This is a genomic window from Streptomyces sp. MGP-BFMKR1 (genome assembly GCF_057766585.1).
In genome coordinates this window covers 7,663,566-7,677,458 of the sequence record NZ_CM173408.1, presented here as the reverse complement: position 1 = coordinate 7,677,458, position 13,893 = coordinate 7,663,566, and the positions used below count along the sequence as shown (strand labels likewise).

The 13,893-nt window shown below is 73.5% G+C and carries 12 protein-coding genes; 7 read left to right on the top strand and 5 right to left on the bottom strand.

The features are described from left to right. Positions 1–172: 172 nt before the first annotated feature. The gene (locus tag AC3CHW_RS30935; RefSeq protein ID WP_488468658.1) at positions 173–751 is read right to left on the bottom strand and encodes a TetR/AcrR family transcriptional regulator; all 579 of its coding nucleotides are present in this window, start codon (positions 749–751) and stop codon (positions 173–175) included. Positions 752–973: 222 nt separating this feature from the next. Here AC3CHW_RS30935 and AC3CHW_RS30930 point away from each other — a divergent pair, with 222 nt between their 5' ends. The 3 genes from AC3CHW_RS30930 to AC3CHW_RS30920 all read left to right on the top strand — a co-directional run bounded on the left by AC3CHW_RS30930 (position 974) and on the right by AC3CHW_RS30920 (position 4,995). Next, the gene (locus tag AC3CHW_RS30930) at positions 974–1,741 is read left to right on the top strand and encodes a Mut7-C RNAse domain-containing protein (protein WP_488468657.1); all 768 of its coding nucleotides are present in this window, start codon (positions 974–976) and stop codon (positions 1,739–1,741) included. Positions 1,742–2,044: 303 nt separating this feature from the next. Continuing rightward, positions 2,045–4,027, top strand: a complete 1,983-nt coding sequence (locus AC3CHW_RS30925) for a CocE/NonD family hydrolase (RefSeq protein ID WP_488468656.1) — start codon at positions 2,045–2,047, stop codon at positions 4,025–4,027. A gap of 143 nt (positions 4,028–4,170) precedes the next feature. Next, positions 4,171–4,995 carry a class I SAM-dependent methyltransferase gene (locus AC3CHW_RS30920; protein WP_488468655.1) on the top strand — a complete coding sequence of 275 codons (825 nt, stop codon included), beginning with the start codon at positions 4,171–4,173 and terminating at the stop codon, positions 4,993–4,995. 92 nt (positions 4,996–5,087) lie between these two features. Here AC3CHW_RS30920 and AC3CHW_RS30915 read toward each other — a convergent pair whose 3' ends face one another. Continuing rightward, on the bottom strand, positions 5,088–6,608 hold the full coding sequence (locus tag AC3CHW_RS30915; protein WP_488468654.1) for a SulP family inorganic anion transporter: 1,521 nt from the start codon (positions 6,606–6,608) through the stop codon (positions 5,088–5,090). A 434-nt stretch (positions 6,609–7,042) separates the two neighbouring features. Here AC3CHW_RS30915 and AC3CHW_RS30910 point away from each other — a divergent pair, with 434 nt between their 5' ends. Beyond that, positions 7,043–7,444: a MerR family transcriptional regulator gene (locus AC3CHW_RS30910; RefSeq protein ID WP_277323297.1), complete on the top strand. Its 402-nt coding sequence runs from the start codon at positions 7,043–7,045 to the stop codon at positions 7,442–7,444. Between the two features lie 45 nt (positions 7,445–7,489). On the opposite strand, the gene AC3CHW_RS30905 is transcribed toward AC3CHW_RS30910, so the two are convergent. The 3 genes from AC3CHW_RS30905 to AC3CHW_RS30895 form a co-directional block, all read right to left on the bottom strand. Next, the gene (locus tag AC3CHW_RS30905) at positions 7,490–8,062 is read right to left on the bottom strand and encodes a TetR/AcrR family transcriptional regulator (protein ID WP_398609047.1); all 573 of its coding nucleotides are present in this window, start codon (positions 8,060–8,062) and stop codon (positions 7,490–7,492) included. Between the two features lie 156 nt (positions 8,063–8,218). After that, positions 8,219–9,622: an amidase gene (locus tag AC3CHW_RS30900; RefSeq protein WP_488468653.1), complete on the bottom strand. Its 1,404-nt coding sequence runs from the start codon at positions 9,620–9,622 to the stop codon at positions 8,219–8,221. Beyond that, positions 9,609–9,818: a hypothetical protein gene (locus AC3CHW_RS30895; protein ID WP_459247679.1), complete on the bottom strand. Its 210-nt coding sequence runs from the start codon at positions 9,816–9,818 to the stop codon at positions 9,609–9,611. Before AC3CHW_RS30895 ends, AC3CHW_RS30900 begins: the two co-directional genes overlap by 14 nt. 276 nt (positions 9,819–10,094) lie before the next feature. On the opposite strand from AC3CHW_RS30895, the gene AC3CHW_RS30890 reads away from it, so the two are divergent. From AC3CHW_RS30890 to AC3CHW_RS30880, 3 genes are all read left to right on the top strand, one after another. Next, on the top strand, positions 10,095–11,018 hold the full coding sequence (locus tag AC3CHW_RS30890) for an MBL fold metallo-hydrolase (RefSeq protein ID WP_488468652.1): 924 nt from the start codon (positions 10,095–10,097) through the stop codon (positions 11,016–11,018). A gap of 314 nt (positions 11,019–11,332) precedes the next feature. Continuing rightward, on the top strand, positions 11,333–13,321 hold the full coding sequence (locus AC3CHW_RS30885) for a serine/threonine-protein kinase (RefSeq protein WP_488468651.1): 1,989 nt from the start codon (positions 11,333–11,335) through the stop codon (positions 13,319–13,321). Between the two features lie 213 nt (positions 13,322–13,534). After that, positions 13,535–13,879 carry an MmcQ/YjbR family DNA-binding protein gene (locus tag AC3CHW_RS30880; RefSeq protein WP_488468650.1) on the top strand — a complete coding sequence of 115 codons (345 nt, stop codon included), beginning with the start codon at positions 13,535–13,537 and terminating at the stop codon, positions 13,877–13,879. Positions 13,880–13,893 lie beyond the last annotated feature (14 nt).

The following is a 13,893-nucleotide window of genomic DNA, read 5'->3' as shown; positions in this document are numbered from 1 at the left end:
GCGAGACAGGCTCGGGCCACCCCGGCACCTGGGGCTCGGCCACGCAGGCGGCGACGGCCGCGTGCGGGCGCCGCAGCGCCGGGCGGCGCGGTACGGCGCGAGGCGGGCGCGCTCCGGGCCGGAGATGAGGGGAGGAACGGGGGACGGGGGTGACGGGCCCCGTCGCGGCGGCTCAGTCCAGGACGGCCAGCGCCCGCTCCACGGTGTCCTTCAGGAAGCGCTCGCGCACCGGGGTCTTGCCCACGACGCGGACCCCTTGGAGCAGCGTGACCAGGAACCTGGCCAGCGACGCGGGGTCCTTGTCCGGCGCCAACTCGCCCTCGGCACGGGCCCGGACGAGCGCCCCCATGATGGCCGTCTCCAGGGATTCCAGGCCGGTGGCCACCCGCCGGCGCGCCCCCTCGTCCGCGGGCAGTTCGACCGCGGTGTTGGTCATCAGGCAGCCCTTGTGGTCCTCGTCCGCCAGCGCGCCCTCCACGTAGAAGCGGACCAGGCCGCGCACCGCGTCGAGCCCGGGGCCCGGCCCGGAGAGGCGGCTGACGAACGCCTCCCTGGCGTCCTCGCCGTAGCGGTCCACGGCCTTGAGGTACAGCTCACGCTTGCTGCCGAAGGTGCCGTAGATGCTGCCGCGACCGAGCCCGAGGTGGTCCACCAGGTCCTGCATCGAGGTGGCCTCGTACCCCTTGCGCCAGAACAGCTCCATGGCCGCCCGCAGCGCGGCGTCCGGGTCGAACTCCTTCACCCTGCTCATGCGCTCACCCTAGGAGAACTTGACCGATCATTCAAGTAAGCCGCCGAAAGGCCCGCCCTAACTCGCCAACCCCTCGCCGTCCTCGCACGGTTCTCCGACTGGGCCGCGGCGGGGCTCGCGCCCAGGCTGGGACGCAGGGTGGGACGAAGGAACGGGAGGAAGGGGGCGAGGGGACGGGAAGAAAGGGAAGAAAGGGCGCGCCAACGCGCCGGGCGCGGTGGCATGCTGGCGCCCGTGAACGCGCGTCCTCACCTCCAGGTCAAGCTCGACCCCGCACTCCACCGCTTCGTCACCCCGGACCGCAGGGGTGCGTCCTTCCCTCTCGCCACCGACGGGACCTCCTCGCTCGGACACGTCGTGGAATCCCTCGGCGTCCCGCTCACCGAGGTGGGCGAGTTGCTGGTCGACGGGGACCCGGTGGCCACCGCGCACGTGCCGGGCGACGGCCGCACGGTCGAGGTGCGCCCCGTGCGGCGGCCCCAGCGGGTGCCGGGAGCGCCGCTGCGCTTCCTCCTCGACGTCCACCTGGGCACCCTCGCGCGCCGGATGCGGCTGCTGGGCATCGACACCGCGTACGAGAACGAGGACATCGGCGACGCGGCGCTGGCCACCCGGTCGGCGAGCGAGCGCCGGGTGCTGCTCTCGCGCGACCGGGGCCTGTTGCGGCGGCGCGAGCTGTGGGCCGGCGCGTACGTGTACAGCGACCGGCCCGACGAGCAACTGCGGGACGTGCTGGGCCGGTTCGCGCCCCACCTCGCGCCGTGGACCCGGTGCAGCGCGTGCAACGGGCTGCTGGCCGAGGCGGACAAGGAGTCGGTCGGGGAACACCTCGAACACGGCACGCGCCGCACCTACGACGTCTTCGCCCAGTGCGTCTCCTGCCGCCGGGTGTACTGGCGAGGAGCGCACCACGCGCGCCTGGAGGCCATCGTGGAGGCGGCGCTGCGGGAGTTCGCCCCGGTGGCCGGGCGGGGCACGGACGGCGGGTAGGGCCCGGAGGGTGGGTAAGGCCCGGAGGGTGGGCGGCCGTCCCACCCTGGCCCGTCCCACGCCCGGTCGGACTGGTCAGCCCGACCGGCCCCGTCGCCCCCTTCGGCTCCATCGCCCCCTTCGGCTCCGTCAGCTCCGTACGCCCTGACCCGCGCCCCGCCCGAGCGGCCCGGCCCCGTGCGCGGTGGCTCGGCGACACCTGGGGTTTTAGCCGGACGCCAGGATGCGGCGGGAGGATCACCTACCCAGACTGGATGATCCCTCTCCCACGCGCGCACGTACTGCCGCAGCAAGGAGGTCCGCGTGTTCAGCTCACGATGGCGCCGGGGCGCGATCACCGCGATCGCGGCGACGACGTCCCTGGCCACCCTCGCCGTCGGCTCGGCCATCGCCGACGGCACCGACGCACCCGAACGGCCCACGATCACGGTGGCTGACGGGCGGACGCAGGCGGCGTTCTCGTACCGGGACGCGGTCCGCGAGCACCTCATGGTCCAGCTCGACGTCGACAGCGACCGCGACGGCAAGCTGGACCGCGCGGGCGTGGACGTCATTCGTCCCAGGGAGACCGACCAGGGCCTCAGGGTGCCCGCGATCATCGAGTCGAGTCCGTACAACGACACGGTCGGCCGCGGCTTCGAGTCGGAGAAGAAGGCGTGGGACGAGCGGGGCCGGCCCACCACGTTCCCGATGCACTACGACAACTACTTCGTGCCGCGTGGTTACGCCGTCGTCCAGGTGGACACGACGGGCACGGCGAAGTCCGACGGTTGCCTCACGGTGGGGGGCGACAGTGACGTCGCGGCCAGCAGGGCGGCCGTGGACTGGCTGAACGGCCGGGCCCGGGCCTACCGCGCCGACGGCAGCGAGGCGCGGGCCCACTGGTCGACGGGCAAGGCCGGGATGGTGGGCAAGTCCTTCGACGGCATGCTGGCCAACGCCGTGGCCGGCACCGGCGTCGACGGGCTGGAGACGATCGTGCCGATCTCGGCGGTCAGCTCCTGGTACGACATCACCCGCTCGCGCGGCGCCAAGCACTGGGAGGGGTTCAGCCACTACCTGTCCACCGAGCTGGACACCGACCCGGACGCGAAGTGCCAGGCCGTACGGGACGACCTGAGGGCCGGCGAGGACGACGCGACCGGCAACTACAACGCGTACTGGCACGAGCGCAACCACGTCGCCCAGCCGGCGCCCGAGGTGGGCAGGGTCAAGGCGAGCGTGCTGGTGGCGCACACCCTCAACGACCAGAACGTGCGGCCCAACCAGTTCACCCACTGGTGGGAGGGGTTGAAGCAGCAGGGTGTGCCGCGCAAGCTGTGGCTCGGGCAGTACGGGCACACCGACGGCTTCGACTTCCCGGGGCGCCGGGACGTGTGGGTGGACACCCTGCACCGGTGGTTCGACCACTGGCTGTACGGCATCCAGAACGGGATCATGAACGAGCCGCGGGTCGATCTCCAGACCGGGCCCACCACCTGGACGACACAGTCCGACTGGCCGGCGCGGACCTCGTCGGTCTCGCTCCACCCGGGCGCGGACGGCTCGCTCGGGCTGCGTCCCGCCCGCACCGGCTCCCAGTCGTTCACCGACGTCAAGGCCAGCGAGGCCGATCTGATCACCGACCCGACGACCGCCAAGCCCGGCCGACTCGCCTATGTCAGCCAGCCGCTGACCGGCCAGGCCCGGATCTCCGGCACGCCGTCCGTGGACATCAGGCTCTCGCTGGACAAGCCCACCAGCAACCTCACCGCGCTGCTGGTCGACTACGGCACCGACGAGCGCGTCGACGTGCTGCGCAACGAGCCGCAGAACAACCTGCACGACGGTGTCCAACTCATCGACGAGGAGAGTTGCCACGGCGAGAGCACCACGGCCGATGACGCCTGCTACAAGAAGGCCGTCAACGTGACCGCCAAGCACCCGGTGCACGTCATCGCCCGCGGCTCGCTGGACGCGCAGAACCACGCCTCGGCGAGCGACCCGCAGCCGCTGACGCCGGGCCAGGGCTACCAGATCCGCTGGCAGACCCTGCCGAACGACTACGTCCTCAAGCCCGGCCACCGGATCGGGCTCGTGCTCGCCGGAACGCCCGCCGAGTACCTGTACTTCGAGACGGCCACCGGCGCGCGGGCGACGGTGGACCTGCCCGCCAGCAAGATCACCATTCCGGTCGCCGACGCCGCGCTCACCAGCGCCGACTTCGCCGCGCCCACCCCGGACGCCGCACCGTGGCGCGGACCGAGCACCGCGCCCCGGCCCCCGCGCCCGACGTTCCTCCGCTGACGGCCCGCCGCCCCGCCCACCCGGCGGGGCGGCCCGCGCCACTGACCCGGGACCCGGTCAGCACCGCGACCGGGCCTCACTCGCACGGGTACGGTCGGCGTGAAGTACGCGAGGATCAGCCAATCGGGCGTAGCGTCAGATACATGACGAAAGTGAATCTCGCGGGTGAGAAGGCCACTTTGCTTCCCACCCTCTACGGCAGGGCGCTGGACTCCCAGTCCCCCGATTCCATCCTGCACGACACCATGGCGTACGACGCCGTCCAACAGATCGAGGTGGACTTCTCCACCGTGGGCCTGCGGCGCGGCGACGACACCGCGATCGCCCTGCGGGCCCGGTGCCTGGACGACTGGGCGCGTGAGTTCCTGGCGGCCCACCCCGAGTGCGTCGTCCTGCACCTGGGGTGTGGTCTCGACACCCGGGTGTACCGCATCGACCCGGGGCCGGGGGTGCGGTGGTTCGACGTGGACTACCCCGAGGTCATCGAGTTGCGCGGGCAGCTCTTCCCGGACCGCGAGGGCTACACGGCCATCGGCGCGTCCGTGACCGACCCGATGTGGCTCGCCGAGATCAAGGGCGACCTGCCGGTGCTCGTGGTGGCCGAGGGCCTGTTCATGTACCTGAGGGAGGACGAGGGCAAGGACCTGGTACGGCGCGTCCTCGACCACTTCCCGAGGGGTCAGTTCGTCTTCGACGGCCTCAGCAGGCGCGGCACGAAGCTGCAGAAGCTCAACAAGGCGGTGCAGGCCGCGAAGGCCACCGTGCACTGGGGTTTCGACAGTTGCGAGGAGTTGGAGGCCATCGACTCCCGGCTGCGCTGCGTGTCCTCGATGAGCGCCTTCGACCTCGACAACGACCGGCTGCCGACGGGCTTTCGCATGACGGCCAAGGTCTCCAAGGTCTTCACCGGCATGCGGAACCTGGCGGTCTTCTACCGGATGGACTTCCAACCCTCCGCCTCCGGCTGACCCTCGACTGCCGGGTGGTCCTCCGCTCCCCCGGGCCCACGGACGGTCGGGCGCGAGCCGGGCGTCCGTGGGCCCGGGGTGCGGTGGTCGGTTCAGTGTCCGCCGGTGAGTTGGCCGGCGAGCTTGTCGTGGATGGCGGCGCTGGGTTGGTTGAGCCCGACGATGGTGACCTTCTTGCCGCGCTGGCGGTACTTGTGCTCGATGGCGTCGAGCGCGGCCACCGACGAGGCGTCCCAGACGTGCGCGTCGGAGAGGTCGATGACCACGTCGTCGGGGTCGTTGGCGTAGTCGAACTGGGAGACGAGGTCGTTGGACGAGGCGAAGAACAGCTCCCCGGTGACGGCGTAGACGACCTGGCCGCCGTCCGGGTCGAGGACGCCGGAGACCCGCGCCAGGTGCGCCACCCGCCGGGCGAAGATCACCATGGCGGTGAGCGTGCCGACGATGACGCCGACGGCCAGGTTGTGGGTGGCCACCACACAGCCCACGGTGACCACCATCACCAGCGTCTCCCCCACCGGCATCCGCCGCAGCGTCGCGGGGTGGACCGAGTGCCAGTCGAAGGTGCCCACGGCGACCAGCACCATGACGGCCACCAGCACGGCCATCGGGATGTCGGAGACCACCGGCCCGAAGACGATGCACAGCACCATCAGGAAGGCCCCGGCCAGAAAGGTCGACAGCCGCGTCCTGGCCCCCGAGTTCCTCACGTTGATCATGGTCTGGCCGATCATGGCGCAGCCGCCCATGCCGCCGAAGAAGCCGGTGACGATGTTGGCGATGCCCTGCCCGACGGATTCGCGGGTCTTGCCGGAGTGGGTGTCGGTGATGTCGTCCACGAGCTTGGCCGTCATCAGCGACTCCATGAGGCCCACCAGCGCGAAGGCGAAGGCGTAGGGGGCGACGGTGGTCAGCGTGTCCAGCGTGAAGGGCACGTCCGGCAGGCCCGGCACCGGCAGCGAGGAGGGCAACTCGCCCTTGTCGCCGACGGTGGGCACCGCGATGCCGGCGGCCACGGTGATCACGGTCAGGGTGACGATGGCCACCAGCGGCGCCGGGATCACCCTGGTGACCCTCGGGAAGAACACCATCAACGCCAGCCCCGCGGCGATCAACGGGTAGACCGCCCAGGGCACGTCGTGCATCTCCGGCACCTGTGCCATGAAGACTAGGATGGCCAGGGCGTTCACGAAGCCCACCATCACGCTCCGTGGGACGAAGCGCATCAGCTTCGCCACCCCCAGGGCGCCCAGCACCACTTGGAAGGTCCCGCCGAGGATGACGGCGGCGACCAGGTAGCCGAAGCCGTGCTCGCGGTTGAGCGGGGCTATGACCAGGGCGATCGCGCCGGTGGCGGCGGAGATCATGGCCTTGCGCCCACCGACGAAGGAGATCACCACGGCCATCGTGAAGGACGCGAAGAGGCCGACGCTGGGGTCGACGTCGGCGATGATCGAGAACGAGATGGCCTCGGGGATCAGCGCCAGGGCCACCACCAGTCCGGCCAGCACCTCGGTACGGAAGACCTTGGGCGAGGCGAGCCAGTCAGGCCGGCCGACGCCCCTGGGCAAGCGGGCGCGCAGCGCGGCGGCGGGGGACAGCGGTGAGGACATGCGACCGTTTCTGTTCGGGCGCCCGCGCCCGGGCGGCGGGGGCGTGCGCGTCGTGTACGGCCCCGGCCCAGCGGACGGAGCGGACGGAGCGGGTGGGAGACAGCGGAAAGGCCTCGGCGGGTGGCGCCGGGGCGTCGTCGCGGGCCGTACGCGGGGCACGCGGCGCGGGCTCCGTCGACCGCGGGTCGGGCAGCGTCACCCGGACGTTCCAGAGTGCCACCTGAGGGAGCGACCCGGGGCGGTGAGGCCGTCTCCGGGGAAGGGTGACGCCCCGCCCGGCGCCGCCCGAACTCTACCTTAACGTGAGGGCAGAGTACGCATGCCGGCGGTCCGCCCCGGGCGCCACGGCGGGCCGGCGCGGCACGGCTGATCCGTATGCTGGGGTACTTCCCGCCTGGTGGGCGACGGAGAGCACCCAAGGAGACGACGCTGCGATGACGGAACGGCGGATGCAGATCGGTGAGGTCGCCGAGCGGACCGGTTTGTCGCTGCGCACCATCCGGCACTACGAAGAGGTCGGCCTGGTCACACCGTCCGCCCGCAGCAAGGGTGGCTTCCGGCTGTACACCGAGGTCGACGTCGAGCGCCTGATGGTCATCCGTCGGATGAAGCCGCTGGACTTCTCCCTGGAGGAGATGCGGGACCTGCTGGAGATCACCGACCGGCTGGCCGTCGCCGACGACGGGCCCACCGGCGAGGAGCGGGAGCGCCTGCGCGAGCGGCTCGACGCGTACCGCGAGGTGGCCGACGCGCGCTGCGAGACGCTGCGGGCCAGGCTGCTGGCGGCCGAGGACTTCGCCGCCACCCTCCGCCGCAAGCTCGACCCGGCGACGTAGGCCCTCGCGGGACGGCCCGCGAGGAGGCGCGGCCCGGGGGCGCGGCTAGACGAGCCGTTCGGGCCGGCTGAGCGCGGCGTGCACGAGGTGGTCGGCGTACGCGTCGGTCAGCCGACCCGGCCGGAACAGGATGCGGTACATCATCGGGGCGACCAGGCTGTCGAGGACGGCCTCGCAGTCGGGCACGGCCTCGCCGCGCTCCCGCGCGCGCCCGAGGATGACCTCGACCTGCGCGGCGGCGTAGGTCGAGCACTGCCCCGCGTTGCCGCCGTCCGGGTCGCCGAGCAGCGCGTCCCTGATGTACGCCCGGCCCGTGGGCGAGGCCATCTCCTCGAGGAACTGCCGGGCCCAGGCCGTCAGGTCGGCGCGCACGTCGCCGAGGTCGAGCGGGGGCTCCTCGGGGCGCAGCCGCTCCACCGCCACATCCGACAGGAGTTCCTGGAGGTCGCCCCAGCGCCGGTAGATGGTGGACGGGGTGACGCCCGCGCGGGCCGCGATCGCCGGGACGCTGAGCGCGGCCCGTCCCCGTTCGGCTTCCAGCGCGTGCACGGCGGCGTGCACCGATGCCTGAACGCGGGCGCTGCGCCCACCGGGCCGCGCCATGGGCTTGGGGCTCATGTCTCCACCTTAATGCCACATCGTTGCGTCTAGCCGGCCGCCGGCCATCGGTCGCGCGCCCGGCGCACCCCGGCGCACCGGCGACGGGGGGCCGGCGCGGGCCAGCCCCGTGGGCGCGCGGGTCCGCGCCCACGGGGCCGTGGCGGGGCGCGCGGGTCAGGACACCAGCGCGCCGGGGGTCGTGCGTACGCCGTGGGCCGCCTCGTAGGCACGGCCGGCGCGCAGCACGGTGGCGTCGGCGAGCGGGGCGGCCATGAGCTGCATGCCGATGGGCAGGCCCGCCGCGTCCCGGCCGACCGGCAGCGTCAGCGACGGCATGCCGGTGATGTTGGCGGGGGCGCTCAGGCGCACGTACGCGTCGGAGACGCTCTCGACCGTGCCGTCGGGCCAGTGCACGGCGTGCTGGTCCACCGGGACCGCGGTCATCGGCACGGTCGGCGCGGCCACCACGTCCACCTGCTCGTACACCCGCGCCCAGGCCCGGCGCAGCAGGGTGCGGGCGCGCTGGGCGCGCAGGTAGTCGCCGGCCGAGACCAACTCCCCCGCCTCCAGGAGCACTCGCACGTCCGGGCCGTACGACTGTGGGGTGCTGCGCAGCGTCTGCTCGTGGTACGCGGTCGCCTCCGGGACCATCAGGCCCCAGTGGATGGCGTGGATGTAGCGGTCCATCGGGGTGGTGACCTCGACGAGTTCGGCGCCGAGGTCACCCAGCCGTGCGATGGCCGCGCGCACCGCGGCCTCGACCTCGGGGTCGACCCGTTCGAAGTAGTACGTGCTCGGGACGCCGACGCGCAGGCCGCGCAGCCCGTCCTCGTCCGCGCCGCGCAGCACGTCGCCGGCGGACCCGGCGGGCAGGCTGGCCGGGTCGCCGGCGTCGGGCCCGGCCAGCGCCGCGAGCAGCAGGGCCGCGTCACGCACGGTGCGGGTGATGGGGCCGACGTGGTCCAGGGACCAGGACAGGGAGGTGACGCCGGAGCGCGGCAGCAGCCCGTAGGTCGGCTTGAGCCCGACGAGGCCGTTGAGCGCCGCGGGCACCCGGATCGATCCGCCGGTGTCGGTGCCGAGGGCGAAGGTGGCCGCCCCGGCGGCGACCGCGACCGCCGAGCCGCCGCTCGACCCGCCGGCGACCCGGTCCTGGTCGATGGCGTTGCGCGACTGGGGGGTCGTCAGGCCGTAGGCGAACTCGTGCGTGTGCGTCTTGCCCACGAGCACCGCGCCGGCCTCGCGGAGCCGGGCCGCGACGGCGCTGTCGGAGTGCGCCACGTGCCCGGAGCGCGCCTGGGAACTGGCCGTCGTCGGCAGTCCGGCGACGTCGATGAGGTCCTTGAGGCCGCCGGGGACGCCGTGCAGCGGGCCGCGGTCGCGGCCGGCCGCCCGCTCGGCGTCGGCGCGTTCGGCCGCCGCGCGCGCCACCTCGTCGGTGACGGTGACGTACGCCCCGACGCGCGCGTCGACGGCCTCGATCCGCTCCAGCACGGAGTGGGTCAGCTCGGTCGCGGACAGCTCGCGGTGCCGCAGGGCGTCGCTCGCCTCGGTGAGGGTCAGCTCAAAGGGTCGCATCGGGGACCTCCGGCAGGGCGGAGTAGACGGCGGCGGGGTGGGTCTCGCCGAAGTCCAGTTCGCGCAGCCTGCTGACGACGGCGTGGATGTGTTGCGCGGTGGTGGCGACGACGGCGTGCCGCTCGCCGTCCAGCGGGAGGCCCGCGCGGTGCGCCCAGTGGGCGGCCTCCCGCGCGGTCAGGTCCGGAGTGCTCATGGGTGCCCTTCGTCGGGGTGTCGGCCGGTGGGTGACGGCCGTGGGGCGCCTGCGCTCCCCATTTAAAGCAGAAAATTTGCGTTAGCTGGAGCCTAGGGACTAGCGTCCACTAATGCAAACGGTTCGCTTTTATTGCTCCTCCGTCGCCGTCTGACCCCCGCCGCGGACCGCCCCGCACCGCCCGAGGGCCCGTACTACCCGGCCGCCCGACGCCACCCCGTACGAGCCGCGCGGCGCACTCGCCACCCACCGACCCACCCGAGAAGGACTCGCCCGATGCCCAACTCGCCCCGCCCGCTCGCCACCCCGCCCGCCTGGACCGTCGGCGATCTGCGCGTTCACCGCGTCGACGAGGTGACGCTGCCGCCCGCGACCGGCCCCTGGCTGCTGCCGTCGGCCACCGCCCAGGTGGTGGACCAGGCGCCCTGGCTCCGGCCCGACTTCGCCGACGAGGCCGGCGTGCTGCGGCTGGCCAGTCACAGCTTCGCCGTCGTGGTGGACGGCCTGCGGATCGTGGTGGACACCGGCATCGGCAACGGCAAGACGCGCGCCAACCCCGCCTGGGACCACCTCGACAGCGACTACCTGGCCCGCCTGACGGCGGCCGGCTTCGCGCCCGCCGACGTCGATCTCGTCATCCTCACCCACCTGCACACCGACCACGTCGGCTGGAACACCCGCGAGCGGGACGGCGCGTGGCACCCCACCTTCCCCCACGCCCGTTACCTGACCGCCCGCGCCGAGTGGGACCACTGGGCCGGGGTGGAGCTGGAGGACGCCAGGCGGCAGATGTTCCGGGACTCGGTGTACCCCGTCGCGGACGCCGGGCTGCTCGACCTGGTCGACGTCGCCGCCGACGGCACCACCGTCGCCCCCGGCGTACGCCTGCTGCCCACCCCGGGGCACACCCCGGGCCACCTCGCCGTGGAGCTGCGCAGCGGCACCGGGACCGCGCTGATCACCGGTGACTGCGTGCACCACCCCGTACAGCTTCTCGACCCCGCGATCACGAGCTGCGTGGACGCCGACCCGAGGCAGGCCCGGGCCACCCGGCGGCGGTTGCTCGCCGCGCTCGCGGACACCGACACCCTGCTGCTCGGCACGCACTTCCCCGCGCCCACCGGGGGCCTGGTCCGTTCCGCCGGCGACACCTTCCGGCTCGCCCCCGTGCCGCCCTCCCCCGCGCCCCGGCCCGCGTGAGCCGGCCAGCCCGCGCGCCCGAGCGCGCCCCCCGTGTGCGCCCCCGTGCCTCGTCTCACCCGCCACCCGCCCCGGCGACCGGCACTGGACGATCGGGCCGCTCCGGGCCCGCCCGGCACCGCCGGGCGACCGGACGCCCGGGGTCAACGGGTACGTAACGCCCCCACCCTCGGAGCAGCCGCCCACCCACCCCCCGAGCAGGACCGTTTCCGCACTCCCCGCGCGCTCGGCACACGCCTTGACCCCGGGCCCGTACGCAGTACCTTCGGTGCGCACAACCGGCCGTGGCCGGCTTCGACTTGAGGGGAAGCACAGTGCGCAAGGGCGATCTCGTCGGTGACCGGTACCTACTCAAGGAAGGGCCGATCGCGGGTGGCAGATCCGAGGTGTGGCTCGCCCACGACACCGTGCTGGGCCAGGACGTGGCGCTCAAACGGGCCCGGACCGACGACAACAGCGACCGCGCCTTCACCCGACTCCGGGACGAGGCACGGGCGTTGGCCAAGTTCCGCCGGCACGAGAACGTGGTCACCCTCTACGACGCCGTCAAGATCGGCGAGCCGCCGGCGGCCGAGTTCTGGCTGGTCATGGAGTACGCGTCGGGCGGCAGTCTGGCCGGCCGGCCCCCGGTCAGCCCGGGCGAGGCCGCGTCGATCGGCGCCCAGATCGCCGACGCCCTGGAGGAGTTGCACGCGGGGGGCGTCGTCCACTGCGACGTCAAGCCCGGCAACATCGTGCTCGGTGACGACGGGGCGGCCAAGCTCACCGACCTCGACGCGGCCTACCGACTGCCCGGCTTCGCGACCCGCACACCCAACCGCGGCATCGCGTACACCCCGGACTACGCCGCGCCGGAGGTGGTGCAGGGCATGCCGGTCCCGGCGTCGGACGTCTTCTCGCTCGGCGCCACCCTCTACGAACTGGTCTGCGGCCACCCGTCGGCGGGGAGCGACGGCGACGCCTCCTCGCGGCGCTCGGCCACCGGCACCGCGCCCGTGCGGCCCGACGACGAGACGCACGTCGACGGCGAGGACAGCGCGGCGGGCGGCGGTGGCGCGGCGGGCGGCGGGGTGGTGGTGTCGCGACGCCGGACCCGGGGCGGTCTGGCGAGGCCGAACGACGATGTGGGGCCGCTGCGCGAGACGTTGGACGCGATGTTGTCGGCACAGCCGCACGACCGCCCCACGGCGGCCGAGGCGTGCCGGCGCCTGCGGCGGATCGCGGCGGGGGCCGACCAGCCACCGGCGCCGGACGCCGACGAGCGGCAGGCGGCGAAGGAGCGCTGGAGGCCGACGGGGCGCCGGCCGTGGGTGGTGGGTTCGGCGGCGGTGGCCGTCGCCGTGCTGGCCACCGTCGTCCTGCTGCGCCTGACCTCCGGCGACGGCGACGGCGACAAGGGCGGCGAGGGGAACACGGCCAGGGGCGCGTCGAGCCAGACCGTCCCGCCCGCACCGCGACCCGCGCCCGCGGCCCGTGGCATCGACCCCTGCGGGCTGGTCAGCACCGAGAAGCTCAGCCGCTTCGGCGAGGCCCACCTCGATCCGGCCTACGGCAACTTCGACCGCTGCGACGTGCTCGTGACGGACGGCGAGGACAGCGAGGTCGACATCAAGGTCGACCTCAGCAACGACCCTCCGTCCGACGCCGCGCCGGCCGCCCGCCGGGTGGGTGGGGTCGGCGTGACCGAGTTGCCCGCCGAGAGCGACGAGTGCACCCGCAGGCTACTGCCGGGCGGCGGCGCCCGGTACAGCGTCTACGTCACCGCCCACCAGATCGGCGACGGGCCGGCGCCGCTGTGCGAGATGGCCGAGACGGCGGCCACGTACGCGGCGCAGCGACTCGACAGGGGCGGCCCGCCGCGCCGCACGACCCAGCCGGCGGCCGACTCGCTGTCGCGGCAGGACGCGTGCACCCTGCTCGACGCCGAGGCGCTGTCCGTGGTGCCGGGCATCGACGCGGGCGACCCGGACGTCGGGTACGGCAACTGGGAGTGCAGTTGGCGCAGCACCACCAGCAAGATCGTCGCCGACCTCAGGTTCGATCGCGGGCTGACCTCACCGTCGTCGACCAGCCGCAACACCCAACTCGGTGGGCGCGAGGCCGTCGTCGAGCCGAAGGGCGACGGGTCGGACACCTGCCGCGTCCGGGTGGTGCACCGCCCGTACACCGACCACAACGGTCGCCGGGCGACGGAGCAGGTGCACCTCGTGCTCACGGGGCCGCAGCCGGTGAACGAGCTGTGCACCATGGCGACCGATCTCGCCACCTCGGCCGCCGACGAACTTCCCCCTCCGCGGGCGTAGTCACCCGCCCCCGCGGCGGCCGAGGTGTGTGCGGGAGAGCACGTCCCCTTTCTAGCGGGCCCGCGCGGGGACGGGTCCCGGGCCCGGCGGGGTAGGGGCCGGGCCCGGGCGAACGGGGCGGGGCGGCACGGTTCGGGCGGGGCGGCGCGGCTCGGGGCGGGGCGGCGCGGGCCGCGTGGGCACCCGCTGACCGGCGCGATTACCGTATGGGCCATGACCGATTCCGAGGATGTGCGTCGCACCGCGCTCTCCCTGCCGGAGACAGTGAAGAAGATCGCCTGGGGCATGCCCACGTTCCGGGTTGCCGGAAAGATGTTCGTCACCATTCCCGACGACGAGACGTCGTTCGCGGTGCGCTGCCCCATGGTCGAGCGCCAGGAGCTGATCGCGGCGGAGCCGGCCAAGTTCTGGGTCCCGCCGCACGAGGCCAGCTCCCACTGGGTACGGGTGCGCATCGCGGCCCTCGACGACGAGGACGAGTTGCGCGACATCGTCGTCGACTCCTGGAAGCAGGCGGCCCCGCCGCGCCTCTTGGAGAGCTTCACCGCCCCCGCCTGACACCGCCGGCCGTC

Excerpts from the sequence above, each read along its gene's own strand:
- AC3CHW_RS30935 (WP_488468658.1), bottom strand. The coding sequence starts at position 751 with ATGAGCAGGGTGAAGGAGTTCGACCCGGACGCCGCGCTGCGGGCGGCC.
- AC3CHW_RS30930 (WP_488468657.1), top strand. The coding sequence starts at position 974 with ATGCTGGCGCCCGTGAACGCGCGTCCTCACCTCCAGGTCAAGCTCGAC.
- AC3CHW_RS30920 (WP_488468655.1), top strand. The coding sequence starts at position 4,171 with ATGACGAAAGTGAATCTCGCGGGTGAGAAGGCCACTTTGCTTCCCACC.
- AC3CHW_RS30915 (WP_488468654.1), bottom strand. The coding sequence starts at position 6,608 with ATGTCCTCACCGCTGTCCCCCGCCGCCGCGCTGCGCGCCCGCTTGCCC.
- AC3CHW_RS30910 (WP_277323297.1), top strand. The coding sequence starts at position 7,043 with ATGACGGAACGGCGGATGCAGATCGGTGAGGTCGCCGAGCGGACCGGT.
- AC3CHW_RS30905 (WP_398609047.1), bottom strand. The coding sequence starts at position 8,062 with ATGAGCCCCAAGCCCATGGCGCGGCCCGGTGGGCGCAGCGCCCGCGTT.
- AC3CHW_RS30900 (WP_488468653.1), bottom strand. The coding sequence starts at position 9,622 with ATGCGACCCTTTGAGCTGACCCTCACCGAGGCGAGCGACGCCCTGCGG.
- AC3CHW_RS30895 (WP_459247679.1), bottom strand. The coding sequence starts at position 9,818 with ATGAGCACTCCGGACCTGACCGCGCGGGAGGCCGCCCACTGGGCGCAC.
- AC3CHW_RS30890 (WP_488468652.1), top strand. The coding sequence starts at position 10,095 with ATGCCCAACTCGCCCCGCCCGCTCGCCACCCCGCCCGCCTGGACCGTC.
- AC3CHW_RS30880 (WP_488468650.1), top strand. The coding sequence starts at position 13,535 with ATGACCGATTCCGAGGATGTGCGTCGCACCGCGCTCTCCCTGCCGGAG.